This window comes from Polaromonas sp. CG_9.11, from assembly GCF_015752225.1.
In the GTDB taxonomy this organism is placed as follows: domain Bacteria; phylum Pseudomonadota; class Gammaproteobacteria; order Burkholderiales; family Burkholderiaceae_C; genus Polaromonas.
The window spans coordinates 90,017-106,172 of the sequence record NZ_JADOVE010000011.1 but is presented as its reverse complement, the minus strand read 5'-3'; the positions used below and the strand labels follow the sequence as shown (position 1 = coordinate 106,172).

The 16,156-nt window shown below is 62.5% G+C and carries 15 protein-coding genes and 1 pseudogene; 14 read left to right on the top strand and 2 right to left on the bottom strand.

All coding sequences use genetic code 11. The features are described from left to right. Positions 1–75 precede the first annotated feature (75 nt). From IWX85_RS10995 to IWX85_RS10955, 9 genes are all read left to right on the top strand, one after another. Positions 76–564, top strand: coding sequence for a tripartite tricarboxylate transporter TctB family protein (locus IWX85_RS10995; RefSeq protein ID WP_036805350.1), 489 nt, complete (start codon positions 76–78; stop codon positions 562–564). A gap of 13 nt (positions 565–577) precedes the next feature. Further along, positions 578–2,089, top strand: a complete 1,512-nt coding sequence (locus IWX85_RS10990; protein WP_196869750.1) for a tripartite tricarboxylate transporter permease — start codon at positions 578–580, stop codon at positions 2,087–2,089. A gap of 233 nt (positions 2,090–2,322) precedes the next feature. Beyond that, complete coding sequence (locus tag IWX85_RS10985; RefSeq protein ID WP_051984450.1) at positions 2,323–3,255, top strand: DMT family transporter; 933 nt, start codon at positions 2,323–2,325, stop codon at positions 3,253–3,255. A gap of 78 nt (positions 3,256–3,333) precedes the next feature. Then, positions 3,334–4,128 carry an SDR family oxidoreductase gene (locus tag IWX85_RS10980; protein WP_036805344.1) on the top strand — a complete coding sequence of 265 codons (795 nt, stop codon included), beginning with the start codon at positions 3,334–3,336 and terminating at the stop codon, positions 4,126–4,128. Positions 4,129–4,247: 119 nt separating this feature from the next. Then, positions 4,248–4,628: a hypothetical protein gene (locus tag IWX85_RS10975; RefSeq protein WP_051984069.1), complete on the top strand. Its 381-nt coding sequence runs from the start codon at positions 4,248–4,250 to the stop codon at positions 4,626–4,628. A 46-nt stretch (positions 4,629–4,674) separates the two neighbouring features. Continuing rightward, complete coding sequence (locus IWX85_RS10970; RefSeq protein ID WP_036805338.1) at positions 4,675–5,187, top strand: RNA polymerase sigma factor; 513 nt, start codon at positions 4,675–4,677, stop codon at positions 5,185–5,187. Between the two features lies 1 nt (position 5,188). Continuing rightward, positions 5,189–6,028, top strand: coding sequence for an anti-sigma factor (locus IWX85_RS10965; RefSeq protein ID WP_196869749.1), 840 nt, complete (start codon positions 5,189–5,191; stop codon positions 6,026–6,028). 120 nt (positions 6,029–6,148) lie between these two features. Beyond that, positions 6,149–7,510: a YncE family protein gene (locus tag IWX85_RS10960; RefSeq protein ID WP_196869748.1), complete on the top strand. Its 1,362-nt coding sequence runs from the start codon at positions 6,149–6,151 to the stop codon at positions 7,508–7,510. Next, the gene (locus IWX85_RS10955) at positions 7,507–7,947 is read left to right on the top strand and encodes a DUF305 domain-containing protein (RefSeq protein ID WP_231379685.1); all 441 of its coding nucleotides are present in this window, start codon (positions 7,507–7,509) and stop codon (positions 7,945–7,947) included. The genes IWX85_RS10960 and IWX85_RS10955 overlap by 4 nt, the downstream gene beginning before the upstream one ends. A gap of 10 nt (positions 7,948–7,957) precedes the next feature. Here IWX85_RS10955 and IWX85_RS10950 read toward each other — a convergent pair. Beyond that, positions 7,958–8,655, bottom strand: a pseudogene (locus tag IWX85_RS10950) (DMT family transporter). 142 nt (positions 8,656–8,797) lie between these two features. Between IWX85_RS10950 and IWX85_RS10945 the strand changes: the two are divergent. The 3 genes from IWX85_RS10945 (at position 8,798) to IWX85_RS10935 (ending at position 12,805) form a co-directional block, all read left to right on the top strand. Further along, entirely contained in the window at positions 8,798–9,793 is a 996-nt protein-coding gene (locus tag IWX85_RS10945; RefSeq protein WP_081932396.1) for a quinone oxidoreductase, read from the top strand. A gap of 117 nt (positions 9,794–9,910) precedes the next feature. Then, positions 9,911–11,368 (top strand): DUF1800 domain-containing protein, encoded by a 1,458-nt coding sequence (locus tag IWX85_RS10940; protein WP_196869747.1) that lies wholly within the window; start codon positions 9,911–9,913, stop codon positions 11,366–11,368. 18 nt (positions 11,369–11,386) lie between these two features. Continuing rightward, on the top strand, positions 11,387–12,805 hold the full coding sequence (locus IWX85_RS10935) for a DUF1501 domain-containing protein (protein WP_196869746.1): 1,419 nt from the start codon (positions 11,387–11,389) through the stop codon (positions 12,803–12,805). Positions 12,806–12,958: 153 nt separating this feature from the next. Here IWX85_RS10935 and IWX85_RS10930 read toward each other — a convergent pair whose 3' ends face one another. Then, positions 12,959–14,617, bottom strand: a complete 1,659-nt coding sequence (locus tag IWX85_RS10930; protein WP_036805333.1) for a Na/Pi cotransporter family protein — start codon at positions 14,615–14,617, stop codon at positions 12,959–12,961. A gap of 526 nt (positions 14,618–15,143) precedes the next feature. On the opposite strand from IWX85_RS10930, the gene IWX85_RS10925 reads away from it, so the two are divergent. After that, positions 15,144–15,548, top strand: a complete 405-nt coding sequence (locus IWX85_RS10925) for an RNA-binding protein (RefSeq protein WP_036805331.1) — start codon at positions 15,144–15,146, stop codon at positions 15,546–15,548. Positions 15,549–15,902: 354 nt separating this feature from the next. Continuing rightward, positions 15,903–16,121 carry a hypothetical protein gene (locus IWX85_RS10920; protein ID WP_196869745.1) on the top strand — a complete coding sequence of 73 codons (219 nt, stop codon included), beginning with the start codon at positions 15,903–15,905 and terminating at the stop codon, positions 16,119–16,121. Positions 16,122–16,156 lie beyond the last annotated feature (35 nt).

Genomic DNA, 16,156 nt, shown 5'->3' with positions numbered 1-16,156 from the left:
GGTGAAAGCCACATTATTCGGCAAGGTCTTTGAATGCACAATCCAGCGATTCACACTTTATCGAGGAGACATACCGTGAGAATCAAGAGTCAAAAAGACTTTTTTTCCGGGCTCATGTTCATGGGCGTCGGCGTGGCGTTTGCCTGGGGGGCAACGACCTACAACGTGGGCAACGGCGCGCGCATGGGGCCAGGCTACTTTCCGCTCTACCTGGGCGTTCTGATGACGATCCTGGGCGCAGGCATCACCTTCAAGGCGCTGGTGGTGGAAACCATGGGCGGCGACAAGATTGGCAAATGGGCCTGGAAGCCGCTATTTTTCGTGATTCTGGCCAATCTGGTGTTTGGCGCGCTGCTTGCCGGCTTGCCGTACTTTGGCATTCCTGCCATGGGCCTGATCGTCGCCATTTATGCGCTGACCTTCATTGCCAGCATGGCAGAAGAAGGCTGGAGGTTCAAGCCCACTTTTGTCTTGGCGTCCGTACTGGCCGTCGGCAGCTACCTTGCTTTTGTGATTGCGCTGAAGCTGCAGTTTCCGGTGTGGCCCGAATTCATTACCGGTTAAGGAGAATAAAAAAATGGAACTGATTGAACACCTTTCGCTGGGTTTTGGCGTGGCCTTCACGCCGATCAACCTGCTGTATTGCCTGGTCGGCTGTATTCTGGGAACGCTGATTGGTGTGCTGCCCGGCATTGGCCCGGTGGCGACCATCGCCATGCTGCTGCCAGCCACTTACGCACTGCCGCCGGTTTCGGCGCTGATCATGCTGGCCGGTATTTATTACGGCGCGCAATACGGCGGCTCCACCACAGCCATCCTGGTGAATTTGCCGGGAGAGTCGTCCTCGGTCGTCACCTGTATTGACGGCTACCAGATGGCCCGAAAAGGCCGGGCGGGTCCGGCACTGGCGGCTGCGGGTCTGGGTTCGTTTTTCGCCGGTTGCGTCGGCACCCTGATCCTTGCGGCGTTTGCGCCGCCGCTGACCGAATTGGCTTTCAAGTTTGGCCCGGCCGAATATTTTGCACTGATGACCCTGGGCCTGATTGGCGCGGTGGTGCTGGCTTCGGGTTCGCTGCTCAAGGCCATTGCCATGATCGTGCTGGGCCTGCTGCTTGGCCTGGTGGGCACCGACGTGAATTCGGGCGTGGCCCGTTTCAGCTTTGACGTTCCCGAACTGACCGACGGCATCGGCTTCGTGGTGATTGCCATGGGCGTGTTTGGCTACGGCGAAATCATCAGCAACCTGGCGCAGCCGGAGCATGAACGTGAAGTGTTCACCGCTGGCGTGTCGGGCCTGTGGCCGACCAAGCAGGATTTCAAGGACATGACGCCCGCCGTGCTGCGCGGCACTTTCCTGGGTTGCGCGCTCGGTATTCTGCCCGGTGGTGGCGCCTTGCTGTCGGCTTTTGCCGCTTATGCGTTGGAAAAAAAGATGAAGATGAAGCCGGGCGAAGTGCCTTTCGGCCAGGGCAACATCCGCGGCGTGGCGTCTCCCGAGTCGGCCAACAATGCCGGATCGCAAACCTCCTTCATTCCGCTGCTGACACTGGGCATTCCGCCCAATGCCGTGATGGCGCTGATGGTGGGTGCCATGACGATCCACAACATCCAGCCCGGACCGCAGGTCATGACCAGCAACCCCGAACTGTTCTGGGGCCTGATTGCCTCGATGTGGATCGGCAATGCGATGCTGGTGATTTTGAACCTGCCGCTGATCGGCATCTGGATCAAGCTGCTGACCGTGCCTTACCGCTACCTGTTCCCGGCCATCGTGCTGTTCTGCGCCATCGGCGTGTACTCGACCAACAACAACACCTGGGACGTGTGGATGGTGGGCCTGTTCGGCATCATCGGTTACATCTTTGTCAAGCTGGGCGCTGAACCCGCCCCCTTGCTGCTGGGCTTCATTTTGGGCCCGATGATGGAAGAAAACCTGCGCCGGGCGCTGCTGCTCTCGCGTGGCGACTGGAGCGTGTTTGTGACCCGTCCGATTTCTGCCGGCCTGCTGGCGGTGGCCGTGTTGATGCTGGTGATCGTGCTGCTGCCCGCCGTCAAGAACAAGCGGGAAGAAGCCTTCGTCGAAGAATGACGCTGGCGCCCTGAAGGCCTCCACAAAAACGGCACCTTCGGGTGCCGTTTTTCGTGGGCGCTGCCGATTCCCACCGGCAGTTCGACAAGGAACGGCCGGCCTTCTCTAATCAAGGGGAGTGCCGCCCGAATGCTAGATGCCGCCAGCCGCCCGGCCCGTGCCAAACTTCAGGCCATGCGACATGCAGGTTTTCGCGGCGTTCCGGCCGTGTCGAGTAAGCCCCTTTGAACAATATTTCTGAATCAAATACAACTCCGCCGCAAGGCGAGCCTGCACAGATAGCGCCTAAAAGCATAGCTGGCGGATTGCTGCTGGCGAGTTTTGGCGCGATCGCCTTCAGCGGCAAAGCAATCATCGTCAAGCTGGCTTACCGGCATGGCGTCGATGCGGTCACGCTGATCATGTACCGCATGCTGTTTGCGCTGCCGATCTTCGCGCTCATGGCCTGGTGGGCGAGCCGGGGCAAGCCACCGCTTACCCGCAAGGACTGGCTCGGCATCGTGTGGCTTGGCGTGACCGGCTACTACCTGGCCAGTTTCCTGGACTTTGCAGGTCTGGCCTATATCAGCGCCTCGCTGGAGCGGCTGATCCTGTACCTCAACCCGACACTGGTGCTGCTGCTGGGCCTGGTGTTTTACCAGCGACGCATTGCGCTGCCGCACCTCATCGGCATGGGCCTCAGCTATGCCGGCGTGGCGCTGGTGTTCGGCCATGAGATCACGCTGCAGGGCAGCGAAGCCGCCTGGGGCGCGCTGCTGGTGTTCGGCAGCGCCATCAGTTATGCGCTGTACCTGGTCTACAGTGGCGAGATGGTCAAGCGCCTGGGTTCGTTGCGGCTGGTCGGGCTGGCCACCAGCGTGGCCTGCCTGTGCTGCCTGCTGCAGTTCGCCCTGTTGCGCCCCTTGAGTGCCGCACTGGTGGCGCCCGAGGTGATCTGGCTGTCGGTGCTGAACGCCACGCTGTGCACCGCTGTGCCGGTGCTGATGGTGATGATGGCGATTGAACGCATCGGCGCCAGCCTGGCCGCGCAGACCGGCATGATCGGCCCGCTGTCCACCATCCTGATGGGCGTGGTGATTTTGGGCGAGCCGTTCACCGCTTGGGTGGCCGCCGGCACGGTGCTGGTGATCGCGGGGATTTTTGTCTTCACACGGGCGGCGCGCTAGCATTTCATGGCGAAAGCCGGCGGGCCAGACTTCGTATCATGGATGTTTTTTGGCTCTCACGCCCTTTAAGGAATCAACATGGATTTAGGAATCGCCGGTAAACATGCGCTGGTCTGCGGCGCCAGCAAGGGGCTGGGTTTTGGCTGCGCGCAGGCGCTGGTGCGCGAAGGCGTGCATGTGCTCATCGTGGCGCGCGGCGCCGAAGTGCTGGAAGCCTCTGCTAATAAATTAATAGCTGACAGCGCCCGTCCAGCATGCGCAACAGTCCAGTTTGTGGCTGCAGACATCACCACGGTCGAAGGCCGTGCTGCTGTCTTTGCGCTGCGCAAGGAGTTCGACATCGTCGTCACCAACGCTGGCGGCCCGCCGACGGGAGACTTCCGCGACTGGGACAGGGATGCCTGGATCAGGGCCGTCGATGCCAACATGCTGACGCCCATCGAACTGATCAAGGCGACGGTCGATGGCATGGCCGCACGCGGCTTTGGCCGCATCGTCAACATCACGTCCAGTTCGGTCAAGTCACCGATTGACATCCTGGGCTTGTCCAACGGTGCGCGCAGCGGGCTGACGGGTTTTGTCGCCGGCGTGGCGCGTACCCAACTCGCCGCGCAGGGCGTCACGATCAACAACCTGCTCCCGGGCAAGTTCGACACCGACCGCATTGCCACCACCGTGCGCGCCGCGTCCGAGAAGTCGGGCAAGAGTGTTGAAGAGATTCGACGCACGCAACAGGCGCAAATCCCTGCCGGCCGTTACGGCACGCCTGAAGAGTTTGGCGCCATCTGCGCGTTCCTGTGCAGCCAGCAGGCCGCCTACATGACCGGCCAGAACGTGCTGGCCGACGGCGGGGCATTCAGCGGTACCTTTTAAACCAGATTGGAGTTCTGCAAAAAAATTTTGCAGAGATTCCAAATTCACCGGAATAAAGCGTGGGGCAGTTCCGTCTATCCGGTTGTCTGCTACAGACTTCAACCTAAGGACTCACTCCCATGAAAATCCAGTTATTTCCAGCCTTGATGATTTCCTGTGCTGCTGCACTGTTTGCGCCGCTGTCCCATGCCGAAGCTCCCATCAAGGCCACGGACGGCGTGATGGTCACGGCCGCAGGCAAGACGGTTTACACCTTCGACAACGACACGGCCGGCAGTGGCAAGAGCGTTTGCAACGGGCCTTGTGCCGGCCTGTGGCCACCAGTGGTAGCCGGCGCCGATGCCAAACCAGAGGGTGATCTGACGATCATCACCCGCGACGACAGCGCCAGGCAGTGGGCTTACAAAGGCAAGCCGATCTACCTCTACGCTTCGGACACCAAGGCGGGCGACCGCAGCGGCGACAACTTCAAGAACGTCTGGCATGTCATCAAGCCTTGAGCCCGATATGAATTGAATTGTTGTCGACTCAAGCCACGCCCATTCCATGCGCGCTCAGGACGAAGCCGATATCGTTGCCTGCATCCCGAGCCTGCGCCGCTATGCGCGCGGGCTGAGCGCTGACCGCGAGCGCGCCGACGACCTGGTGCAGGACACGCTGGAGCGCGCCTGGGGACGATTCGGGTTGTGGCAGCGGCGCGGTGAGGTCAGGGCCTGGATGTTCGGCATCATGCACAACCTGTTCATTGACCGGCTGCGCAGCCAGCGCAGCGCGCCCGAGCAATCCGCAGGCGATGCGTTTCCTGAATCGCCTGATCGCGCGACGCAAGCCGACCGGCTGGAGGTGCGCGATCTTGACCGGGCGCTGCAACGCCTTCCGCCTGAACAACGGGCGATTCTGCTGCTTGTCGGTGTGGAGGAAATGAGCTACCAGGAAGTGGCCGGTGTGCTCGGCGTGCCGTTGGGCACGGTGATGTCGCGGCTGTCGCGCGGGCGCGAGCGCCTGCGGGCTGAACTCGAAGGCCGCGAAGTGAGCCGCACACTTCAGCGTGTGAAATGACATGGAAAAAATCAAGCCAACGCCCCCCGGCACAACGCCCATCACCGAAGCGGATTTGCATGCCTATGCCGACCATCAATTGCCGTCGGCACGACGGGCCGAGGTCGCGCAATTTTTGCGAACCCGGCCCGATGAACTGCGCCGGGTACAGGACTGGCAAGGCCAGAACGAGTCGCTGCGCCAGATGCTCAATCCGGTGCTTGAGGAGCCGCTGCCCCTGCGACTGCCGCTGCAGCCCGAGGCCATTGCATGGCCCTGGCGCGGTCTGGCCGCGGGTGTGGCCATTGCCGTGGTCAGCGCGAGTTCGGCTTGGTTCACGCGTGGATCGATGGATGACCGTGCGGTCCAGCTCGCCTCCCGCGCGAATCCTTCTCTTTCAGCCTACAAAGATGGACACCTGAGCGGTTTTGCCCGCCGGGCGGCTGTGGCCCATGTGGTTTACAGCCCCGACATCCGGCGTCCGGTAGAGGTGGGCGCCGACCAGGAGCAGCAGCTGGTGACCTGGTTGTCCAAGCGTCTGGGCACTGAGGTGAAGCCGCCCAGCCTGAATGCCGTGGGTTATGAACTGATCGGCGGGCGCTTGCTGCCGGGAGATTCCGGGCCCGTGGCGCAGTTCATGTACCACGACGGCACGGGTCAGCGCCTCACGCTCTACGTCACCCGTGAAGTGCCCAGAACGGCAGGCCCGTCAGAAACGGCTTTCCGGTTTGGAAAGGACGGTCCGGTCAACGTCTTTTACTGGGTCGACAAGGACTTTGGTTACGCCATTTCGGGCGGATCGGACCGCGAAGAATTGATGCGCGTGTCCAAAGAGGTCTATCGGCAGCTCGGTCGGGGGTGAACTTGCCAAACGCAGAGGCTGCTTGGACTGGCCGCCGCGCTTGTTCCTTTTTCCTGGCAAGCCCTCCAGCTTTCAAGCCTCTCTTTTTTAACTGAAACCAAATTTGTCAAGGACGCATTCATGAACGCCAATCGCCGGGATATTCTTAAATACACCGCTGCGGCAGCCGCTGCCACAGCACTGCCCGCCAGCTTTGCCCAGAACACCACAGGTGCAATCGATTCACGCGACCGAGTCTTCATCACCAATGAAGACTCGAATACGCTGGTGGTCATCGACCCCCGCACCAACACGGTTGAAACCACCATCAACCTGACCAGCTTTGACGAAGATCCGCGCCCGCCGTTTCGCTACATCACCGCTGGCGTCGCACCGACCCATGCGGCGATGATCCACAAGCCGCTGTACCACGGCTGCATCGACGCCCACGGCGCCGTGCCCTCGCCCGATGGCCTTTTGCTGGCCACCAGCGGGCGCGGTTCCAGCAATATTTATTTGATCGACGCGGTGGAAAAGCGCGTCATCGGCAACACGCCCAATCCGGTTGCCGGACCCACCACCACTGCGGAGCGCCTGTCCAGCGGCATCCTGCTGGGACGCGAGCCGCATGAGCCGACGTTCAGCCGCAATGGCAAGGAACTGTGGGTGGCCTTGCGCGGCGAGGGCCGCATTGCCATCCTGGATGTCGAGCGCGCCCTGCGGCAGTTGCGGGGCTCCGAAGTTTCGTCGGTGCGCCAGTTCTTGCCCACGCTGAACGGCCCGGCGCAGGTCTGGTTCAACCGCCAAGGCACGCTGGCCTTTGTGGCCAGCCAGAAGGTGGCGAAGGTCGATGTGTTTAGCGTCAACCTGGACGCCAACGGCCACTCGCAGCCGAAGCACCTGCGCACGCTCGATATCAGCGCGCAGGACAAGCTGGGCTTCACGCCCTTCATGAAAACCACGCCAGACGGCAACGAACTCTGGTTCTCCCACAAACTGGCGGATGCGCTGTCGTGCCGGTCGACGCGCGAGGGCTTCGAGTTGCTCGACAACGTGTCGCTGGGGGCCATGGGACGGCCCAACCATGTGGAGTTTGTGGCCAATGCCCAAGGCAGTGTGGTGTATGCCAGCCTGGCGCGAGTGGACGACAGCGGTCCCGGCGGCGTGGCATCGAGCCAGATCGCGATCATCGACCGCAGCGCAAAAACCGGCGAGCGCAAGATGGACAACAGCTTTTTCAGCCATGGCCGCGAATCACACGGCCTGTGGACCAATCCTGAAAACACCTTGCTCTACGTTGCCCACGAGCAGGACGAACTGCCCGGCACGCCCAACGCCGGCCAGACGGTATGCAGCGCCTTCGATGTCAGCGACCCGTTCAAGCCGAACTTCATCGCGCAAATTCCGCTCGGCAACCTGGCCCTGCCGTCGGGCGGCCTGCGCAACAAGAAGAGCATCAACCTGGTGTACGTGCGGCCCGGGGTGAAAGGCCAGACGGCATGAACGGCGCCGCCAGGATTCGTACACGACTGACGCTGGCCGTCGCCATGGCCTTGCTGGCGTGCAGCGCTGCGGCGCAGCAGGCCTCTGGACATGGCCAGGCAGCCATGCAGGCAGACTCGGCATCCCGGTTTCAGGCAGACATGGACGCGGGCATGGCGCGCATGATGCAGGACATGCATGCGCTGGACTACAGCGGCAATGCGGACGCGGATTTTCTGGCGATGATGATTCCTCACCATGCGGGTGCGGTCGACATGGCGCGGCTGCTGCTCAGGCATGGCCGCGATCCGGCAACCCGCCAGCTGGCGGAAGAGATCATGGCCGGTCAGACCATCGAGATTGAAAGCATGACGCGGCGGCTTGCCGCATTGCGTCAACCCGCATCTGCCAGCCCCAGGCCGGAGTTTCCGTCCCTGGGTGGCAACCGCGGAAATTGAGGGTGCCTGCCTAACGCCGCGCCGACCCCGCGATGCCGCCGACGATCAGCAAAAATGTCAGGCCGTGGTAGAGCTGCGGCAGCTCGCCCAGGAAGGCCGCTGACAGCAGGGCGGCAAACAGCGGCGTCAGGTTGGTGAAAAACCCGGCCATGGCCGGACCGACCCGCTGCATGCCCAGCCCCCAGCAACGACAGGCCACGACCGCCGGCCCGATGGCGATGTACAGCAGCGCCGCGACCAGCGACCAGCCCCAGCGAATGTGCGCATCCACCAGCGCCCATTCACCCGCTGCGAGCAAGCCGGACCAGCCCAGCCCGAAAAAGACCTGTGCGATCAAAAAGGCTGCCCAGTCGGTGCGAAGTTCAGCAGGCTCCCTGGGTTGCGACAGCAACCAGCTGTAAAACGCCCAGGCCAGCGTGGCCAGCAGCAAATACATGTGGCCCGGCACCAGCCGCACTTGCAGCAGCAACGACCACTGGCCCCGCGACAGCACCACCAGCACGCCGGCCATCGACAGCAGCGCCCCGGCGATCTGCTGGCGCGACACCGGCCTGCCGAGGCAGACAGCGCCCACCCCCAGCGCAGGAAGTTCAGCGTCATCGGCGGAATCAGCGCATGGACCGCGCGGCCCACCACCGCATTGCCAGCCCACAGCAGGGGCGGCAGCGTCAGCAGCAGGGCGGTGGCGGGACTCAAGCGTTGATTCATGGGCGAGACTTTACCAAGCTGCCGGCCAGTTTCCGCGCAGTCGCTTCGGCGCCCTGTGGCCGCCAGCGGCAGGCCGCGATTCGTGTCACCATGGCGGCCCAGCGCCTTTCGCTGACCCAACGACCCCACCAAGGAACACCTGATGACCGTCATGACCTCCCAAGCCGTCCGCATCGACCAGCACGGCGGCCCCGAAGAACTCAAACTGGTGCAGGTGCCGGTGGGCGAGCCCGGCCCCGGCGAGATCCGCATCCGTCACAAGGCCATCGGGCTGAACTTCATCGATGTGTACCAGCGCAGTGGTCTTTATCAGTTGCCCATGCCCCTGCAGCTCGGCATGGAGGCATCGGGCATCGTCGAAGCCGTCGGCCAGGGCGTCACACACCTTAAGGCAGGCGACCGTGCCGCCTATGCCAGCCAGCCGCCGGGCAGTTACTGCGAAGTGCGCGTCATGCCGGCCAAATGCGTCTGCAAGCTGCCGGATGCGATTTCGTTCGAGACCGGCGCCGCCATGATGCTCAAGGGCCTGACCGCGCAATACCTGCTGCGCCGCACCCAGCCGCAGGGCGGGCTGAAAGAGGGCGATTTCGTGCTGTTTCATGCTGCTGCTGGCGGTGTTGGCCTGATTGCCTGCCAGTGGGCCAAGGCCATGGGACTGCAACTGATAGGAACCGCCGGATCAGACGATAAATGCGCGCTGGCCAGGGAACACGGCGCGGCGTTTGCCATCAACTACGCCAAGGAAGACTTCGTTGCCCGCGTCAAGGAAATCACCGCTGGCCAGGGCGTGAAGGTTGTCTATGACTCGGTCGGCAAGGACACGTTTGACCGTTCGCTCGACTGCCTGCAGCCCTTTGGCCTGATGGCCAGCTTTGGCAATGCCTCCGGCCCGGTTGCGTCGTTTTCTCCCGGCATCCTCGGCCCCAAGGGCTCGCTGTATGTGACGCGCCAGACGCTGTTCAGCCACATCACCACGCGCGAAAGCACGCAGGAAATGGCCGATGACCTGTTCGGGATGGTCACCAGCGGCAAGGTGAAGATTCGCATCGACCAGCGCTTTGCCCTGGCCGATGTGGCCGAAGCGCACCGGGCGCTGGAAGCGCGCAAGACCACCGGCTGCACCATCCTGACGCTGTAGCTTTTGAAGGCGTGCGCTGGCGTCCTGTCAGCGCCTGCGGTAAATCTGTGTAAAGCCGCAGATTGAAGGCAACGCACACTGCTGCCCATGCGTTACAAGCTCAGGCAGGAGATACAGATGCACAAAACCTTCATCGCAAGCCGCCTGGTCGCAGCCACTGTCGCTGCACTGACCAGCCTGCTGGCAAGCGCACAAACCAGCACCGTTCCCGTCGGCATGAGCCACAGCGGCCCGCCTGCGGTGTGGCGCGCCACCTCGCGCCTCGGTTATGCCCCCACCCCTGACCAGACGGCAGCGCTGACGCCCCGGACATGGGCTTTAAACCAAATTGATCTGGCCTACGCGGCGAGTCAGCAAGCGCCTGCCATTCCTCCCGAACTGGCCCGGATCAATTCCCCGCTGGGCGACATTGCGCGCGACTTCCAGGCCGAGCGGGAAGCCCGCAAGGTGCTGCGTACGCCGGTCGCGGCTGAGGGCATGTCCCGGCTGCCCGCTGCTGCAACTGCAGCTGTAGCGGGCGAGCAGGGGTTCAGCCGCGAAATGGCGCAGTCAGCCGCCGCCTGGCGTGTCATGGCCTGCAGCGACCCGGCGCTGGAAAACCCCTTGCTGGCGCGCATGACCGAGTTCTGGTTCAACCACCTGAATGTGTTTGCGGGCAAAGGCAATGTGCGGCCGTTTGTCGGGCATTACGCGGTCAATGTGATTCGCGCCCATGCGCTGGGCCGTTTCGAGGACTTGCTGCTGGCCAGCGCCAGGCATCCGGCCATGCTGTACTACCTGGACCAGGCGCAAAGCAGCAATCGGGGCCTGAACGAAAACTATGCGCGCGAACTGATGGAATTGCACACGCTGGGCGTGGGCGGCGGCTACACGCAAAACGATGTGCATGAACTGGCCCGCATCCTGACCGGCTGGACCGTCAACCTGCGGGACGGCGAAGGTTTCCGGTTTGCAGACCGGTTGCACGACAAGGGCGACAAGATTTTTTTGGACCGGCGTTACACCAACCAGGGCCAGCAGGAGGGCGAGGACGCCATCCGCTTCCTGGCGCGCCAGCCGGCAACGGCGCAGCGGGTGTCGGAACGGCTGGCGACATTCTTTGTGGCAGACAAGCCGCCCGCCGCCTTGGTCGAGCGATTGCGCCAAACCTTTCTGGCCAGCCAGGGCGACATGCGCGAGGTGATGCGCGCGCTGGTGTCGTCGCCCGAGTTCTGGACCGCAGACAACCCGCTTTTCAAAACCCCGATGGACTTTGCCTGCTCGGCACTGACCGCAGGCGGCGGCGTGAAAGACCGGCGCGACATCGCCCAGACGCTGGGCTTTCTGGCCCAGGCCGGCCAGCCCATGCACGGCTGGCCGACCCCCGACGGTTATAAAACCGACGCCGCCACCTGGCTGGCTGCTGAGGCGCTGACGCGTCGCGCCGACTTTGCCATGGGCCTGGCGGCGCGCATTCCGGATGTCTTGTACCTGAATGCCTTTTTGAGCCCGGCCACGCAGGAGCGCATCGCCCGTGAGCCGGCCCGGATGCGAACCGGCCTGATATTGTCAAGCCCCGATTTCATGCGCAAATAAACCAGGAACGCCCACACCATGAATAGCCCAGTTTTTTCTGCTCAAGCCTTGCTGCGCCGCCGCAGTCTGCTCGGCCTCGGGGCCTTGTCCGCGCTGGCGGTTTCCGGCGTTTCACGCCGCGTATGGGCACAGCCCGCGCCAGGGGACGGCAAGACGCTGCCGGGCGGCGGCCGTCTGGTGGTGGTGTTCCTGCGCGGCGCCTGCGATGGCCTGTCGGCTTTTGTGCCTTACGCCGACCCTGACTACTACGCCATTCGGCCCAACATCGCGATTGCAGCGCCCGACGGCACGGCGCAATCCGCCCTTCGGCTTGACAGCACATTTGCCCTGCATCCCGCGCTGAGTCCCTTGCTGCCCTTGTGGCAGCAAGGTGTGCTTGGCTTCGTGCCAGCGGCCGGCCTTCCCGCACCCAACCGGTCGCATTTTGATGCCCAGTACCAGATGGAAATTGCCCGGACTGGCAAAACCAGCAGTTCGCCGGGCTGGCTCAACACCGTGGCCGAATTGAATGCCCGGTCCGGCAAGGCAGGCGGCACTTCTGGCGATGGCAGCGCCGTGGCGATCGGTGTCGGGGAAGCCAATCCGGTCATTCTGGGCGGACCGGCTGCCGTCAGACTGATTGCGCGTGGGCAGACCGCCGAGAAAACCGGCGTGCTGGCCAACGACAAGACGCGTCAGGTCCTGCTGGACCTGTATGGCGGCAATGACAGCCTCAGCGTGGCGTTCCGGCAAGGCGCTGGCAGCCGCATGCAAAGCGCACAAGAACTGACCTCCGAAAAAATGCTGGAGGACGCACGCCGTGACATGTCGATGCGGGAGGCTCAGCGCCTGCCAGCCCGCAGCAGCCTGGACCGCGACGGGACACCCGCCAATCTCCAAATGCAGTCAGCGCAGATGCTCGCCGCCAGCAACGGCGCCGCTGATCCGGTCGGGCTGCAGCTTGATGCGCAGCATCTGGGCACCTTGATGCGCAATGACCGCAAACTGCGCCTCGGTTTTTTGTCAGCCGGCGGCTGGGATACCCATGCCAACCAGGGCGCAGCCACCGGGCAATTGGCCAACAACCTGGGCAATCTGGGGCGCGGCATCGCGCAGCTGCGGCAGATGTTTTCTGAACCCGGCGATGTCATCGTGGTGATGAGCGAGTTTGGCCGCACCAGCTCTGAGAACGGCACGCGCGGGACGGACCACGGTTTTGGCAACGCCCTGTGGCTGATTGGCAACAGCGTGGCGGGCGGGCGCTGGCATGGCGAGTGGACCGGGCTGGCCCATGGCAATCTCAATGAAGGGCGCGATCTGCCGGCACACCATGACTACCGCGCCGTGCTGGCGCAGGTGCTGCGCAGCACCTTTGCCCTCGGCGATTCCCAGCTGGCCAGCGTTTTGCCAAACAGCAGCTGGGACCATCGGCTGGATGGATTACTGAAAAAAGCCTGAGGGGGCGGCGGCACACCGGCTCGCATCAGGCTCGTGGCCGGTCTGGAAACTGAATCAAGGCCCGACCTAGTCTTGCACCACGAAAAATGTTGACGAAAAAGCCTTTTTGCGCAATACCAGTATGCAAAGTCTGCTATTAAAAACGAATCATCCTCAAGCTTTGTCCAGCACGGCAGCTGGCCTCAGCCGGTTGGGCGCCAGCGCGCCGGCCGAATCCAGGATCGGGTAGGCAATCGAGCAGATGTGCGAGTTGATGCGTTTCAGGTCGCTGATCAGGTCGATGTGCAACGAGCTGGTCTCCTGGCTTTGCAGGGTGTTGGCCGACAGCCTGCCCAGATGGCTGGTGGCGTAGGCCCGCTCCAGGTCCCGAAAGCGCGCTTTTTCCTCGAGCAGCTTCTGCGCATCGCGCACATTGCCGTTCAAAAAGACACTCATGCCCAGCCGCAGGTTGCCCTCCAGGCGCTGATGCAGTTCGGTGATCTCGGCCATGCCGGCTTCCGAGAACTGGCGGCCGTGCTTGATCTTCTTGTCCTCGATGTCGATCAGCACCCGCTCGATGATGTCTCCGATCTGCTCCATGTTGATGGTGAAGCTGATGATGTCGGTCCAGCGGCGGCTTTCCTGCTCGTCCAGCGCTTCGAGCGAGATTTTCGTCAGGTAGTACTTGATCGACGAATACAGCTCATCGACTGTGTCGTCCATCTTGCGCAGGGTTTCAGCCAGCCGCAGGTCGTCCTTGCGGATCACCTCGAGCATGCCGCGCAGCATGGTTTCGACCACGTCGGCCTGGTGCAGTGCCTCGCGCGCCGCGCACGAAATGGCCAGCGAAGGCGTGGCCAGGGCCGACGGATCCAGGTGGTGCTGCCGGCCGCTGGCGTTGCCTTTTTCGGGCGTTGGGAGCAACTTTTGAACCCAGCGCGCAATCACCTGCGTCCAGCCGATGAACACCAGGCCGACCAGCACATTGAAGGTCAGGTGAAACATCACCACCACCGTCGCCGGCTCGCCCAGGAACGGGCTGACATGGCGCAGCCACAGACCGACGAAGGGCGCGGCCACGACAATCCCCAGCGCCTTGAACATCAGGTTGCCCAGTGGCACCTGCCGCACTTCAATGGCCGAGCGCGCCGTGGTGATCACCGCCAGCAACCCGCTGCCCAGGTTGGCGCCCAGCACCAGGCCCAGGGCAACATCGCTTGGAATCACGCTGGTGCTGACCAGCGTGGCCGTCAGCAGCACCACGGCCAGGCTTGAATACGACACCACCGCCAGGAAAGCGCCCACGGTGATTTCAAGCAGCATGTCGCTGCCCAGCGACTCCAGCAACGCCCTGACGGCGGGTGCCTGGGTCAGGATCTGCGTGGACGCACTGACCAGTTTCAGCGCCATCAGCATCAAACCCAGGCCAATCAGCACCCGGCCAAAGCGGCCGGCATTGGTCTCGGGTCGCGAGATGAACAGCACCACGCCTGTGAAGATGCACAGCGGCGACAGCCAGGACAGATCGAACGAGAACACCACCGCCATCACGCTCGTGCCGATGTCCGCGCCCAGCATGACGGCCAGCGCCAGCGGCAGCGCGACCAGGCCCTGGCCCACGAAGGAAGAGACGATCAGCGAAGTGGCGGTGCTTGACTGCACCAGCGCGGTCACGCCGACGCCGGACAGGGCGGCCGTGAACCGGTTGCTGATGCTGCGTGCCAAGATGTGGCGCAGGCTGGCGCCGAACACACGCAGGATGCCGGTGCGTACCAGGTGCGTACCCCATACCAGCAGGGCGATGGCGGCCAATAAATTCAAAAGATGCTTCATAGACTTAAGGTAGAAGGCGGCATCCTAGTTTCCTCCTGAAATGTTGTCAGGCGCATGCGGCCGTTAAATTATCTTGTGGCCGGCCCACAGATGGTTCGGCGTGGACGCGACGGGCTGCATCAGGAACTCCGCTGCTGCTGGTCTCTGGCAGGCGCATAGACTGCAACCGCGCCTGCGGACAAAGCCTGCGTCCATGGCGGCAAAAAGCGCGTGCTGTTAAGGGACAGAACGGATGAACCACGGCAAAGCAGCGGGATAAGAGGTTAACTGCTGGCCGACGTCATTGGCTTGCTTCAGGCCTTTGTCCGCACCGGAGCCAACCCTCAGGGCATCGCAACGTCAGCAAAGAGCGTATTGTTCGTACGGCTTTGGGTTTCATGAAGCATAATGCGGGGCTGCGGGTAGGAAATCTACTTGCACAGGATAGGTGATCGGTTCGTTTCGCGCGCTACGGCGGTACTTTTCAGGTGTGTTGTGCTTTCGGGACCCCATCGCTTTTGTTTTTATGTGTTTTTAAGGAGTCCCCATGGGCAACAAACTTTACGTCGGCAACCTGCCATACACGGTTCGTGACGAAGACCTGCAACAATCTTTCGGCGAATTTGGTTCCATCACCAGCGCCAAAGTCATGATGGAACGCGACACCGGTCGCTCTAAAGGCTTCGGTTTTGTCGAAATGGGCAGCGATGCCGAAGCGCAAGCTGCAATCGCCGGCATGAACGGCCAGTCGCTTGGCGGCCGCAGCATCACCGTGAATGAAGCCCGTCCGATGGAGGCACGTCCTCCCCGTACCGGCGGCTTCGGCGGCGGTGGTGGTGGCTACGGTGGCGGTGGTGATCGTTCCGGCGGTGGCGGCTACGGTGGTGGCGGCGGTGATCGTTCCGGCGGTGGCGGCTACGGCGGCGGCGGCGGCGGTCGCGGCGGCTACTAAGCCCTGCATCCCTGTCAACGGCAGCGATGTCGTTGAACAATAGCTGTCTCAGTCCCGCGCTGAGCAAAGCAAAAAAGGCTTTGAAACTTTAGTTTCGAAGCCTTTTTTGGTTTGGATACAAAAAATCGCGTTGCCAAAATTGACTTGTGAGGATTGATGAATGCGCTGCTGGCTGGTTCCAATACGGCTTGTGCCAGCCGCTGCGTCGTCGCCTGCACGTCACGCTCGGATTGCAGCGCCTCGTGCCTTACTCAGTGACTCGCCTACAACAGCTTACAGGTGGTGAAAGGCTCTGCCAGTGGCTGCGTGGCGGCTTATTGGGTGCGATGATCTTGCGTCATCTGCGCGTCCACCTTGCAGAAAGAACGGGCCATCCCATCAACCGTCAAATTCCAATCATTGTGGCGCGTTGACGAGTTTTTCGTTGCCGTTTGTGCCAGCGTCGCACCGACCGGCAAGCGCAAATCGATGGTGTTCGTCAGCGACGAAAATCAGGTCTGGTATCAGAACGGCAAGGAATTGCCAAGCGGGCCGCGACACGCTGCCTTTCATCGACATCGGTACCTACCCTAGCCCTATGGCGCCCTGAATTGCCCTCAAGCTGCTCC

What these genes read in the sequence shown, in the direction of transcription:
- IWX85_RS10990 (WP_196869750.1), top strand. Translation starts at nt 578, where the DNA reads ATGGAACTGATTGAACACCTTTCGCTGGGTTTTGGCGTGGCCTTCACG.
- IWX85_RS10980 (WP_036805344.1), top strand. Translation starts at nt 3,334, where the DNA reads ATGGATTTAGGAATCGCCGGTAAACATGCGCTGGTCTGCGGCGCCAGC.
- IWX85_RS10975 (WP_051984069.1), top strand. Translation starts at nt 4,248, where the DNA reads ATGAAAATCCAGTTATTTCCAGCCTTGATGATTTCCTGTGCTGCTGCA.
- IWX85_RS10970 (WP_036805338.1), top strand. Translation starts at nt 4,675, where the DNA reads ATGCGCGCTCAGGACGAAGCCGATATCGTTGCCTGCATCCCGAGCCTG.
- IWX85_RS10965 (WP_196869749.1), top strand. Translation starts at nt 5,189, where the DNA reads ATGGAAAAAATCAAGCCAACGCCCCCCGGCACAACGCCCATCACCGAA.
- IWX85_RS10960 (WP_196869748.1), top strand. Translation starts at nt 6,149, where the DNA reads ATGAACGCCAATCGCCGGGATATTCTTAAATACACCGCTGCGGCAGCC.
- IWX85_RS10955 (WP_231379685.1), top strand. Translation starts at nt 7,507, where the DNA reads ATGAACGGCGCCGCCAGGATTCGTACACGACTGACGCTGGCCGTCGCC.
- IWX85_RS10945 (WP_081932396.1), top strand. Translation starts at nt 8,798, where the DNA reads ATGACCGTCATGACCTCCCAAGCCGTCCGCATCGACCAGCACGGCGGC.
- IWX85_RS10940 (WP_196869747.1), top strand. Translation starts at nt 9,911, where the DNA reads ATGCACAAAACCTTCATCGCAAGCCGCCTGGTCGCAGCCACTGTCGCT.
- IWX85_RS10935 (WP_196869746.1), top strand. Translation starts at nt 11,387, where the DNA reads ATGAATAGCCCAGTTTTTTCTGCTCAAGCCTTGCTGCGCCGCCGCAGT.
- IWX85_RS10930 (WP_036805333.1), bottom strand. Translation starts at nt 14,617, where the DNA reads ATGAAGCATCTTTTGAATTTATTGGCCGCCATCGCCCTGCTGGTATGG.
- IWX85_RS10925 (WP_036805331.1), top strand. Translation starts at nt 15,144, where the DNA reads ATGGGCAACAAACTTTACGTCGGCAACCTGCCATACACGGTTCGTGAC.